General features: G+C 50.9%; 1 protein-coding gene. It reads right to left on the bottom strand.

The window, feature by feature from the left end; translation table 11 throughout:
- Positions 1 to 91: 91 nt before the first annotated feature.
- The coding region (locus FN633_RS10600) for a GNAT family N-acetyltransferase (protein WP_243731499.1) at positions 92 to 640 on the bottom strand (549 nt) is incomplete at its 5' end.

Below are 640 nucleotides of genomic sequence, written 5' to 3' on the forward strand. Positions count from 1 at the left end.
CATGAGGTTCATATCCGTCACCCATAAGCCGTACTGGCTGCATATTAATACTTCTCTCCATTAAATCGCGTTTGCACGAAGTAACCGATTTTTACTCAGATCTGCCAATGTTAAGCTCGTACACGACACAGGGCACATCATAGTGCTGTTCTACAGCCTTGTAAGTCATGCCTAACCGTTGCATCACACGCTGCGAAGGAATATTTTCTGGATCGGCCACTGCAACCAAATAGGTTGCGCCTACCCGTTCCGTCGCGAAATCAACGATCGCCTTCGCGGCTTCTGTTGCGTAACCTTTGCCATTGTGTGCCGGGGCAAGACGCCAGCCATTCTCTAATGGCGCACCCTCCACGTTTGCCAGGTACTGGAGGCATGCTGCACCAACGATAGCCCCGGAAGCCTTCTCGACGATAGCCCACCATGAGAACCCGTACTTGTCCCAGCGGGCTTGTACACGTCGGATACCTTCCCATGTCTCTTCAGGCGTTTTAACAATACCGTTATTGATATAACGCATCACGCCGGAGTCGTTATCCATTACCCTTAGGCCTTCGTAGTGCGAGTCATGATAGGGTTCAAGCCGTAAACGGGCTGTTTCTAAATTCATGGGCTTCTCCTTTTTGCGTGAAGGTGCGTTCCG

This window comes from Pseudescherichia vulneris, from assembly GCF_902164725.1.
In the GTDB taxonomy this organism is placed as follows: Bacteria; Pseudomonadota; Gammaproteobacteria; order Enterobacterales; family Enterobacteriaceae; genus Pseudescherichia; species Pseudescherichia vulneris.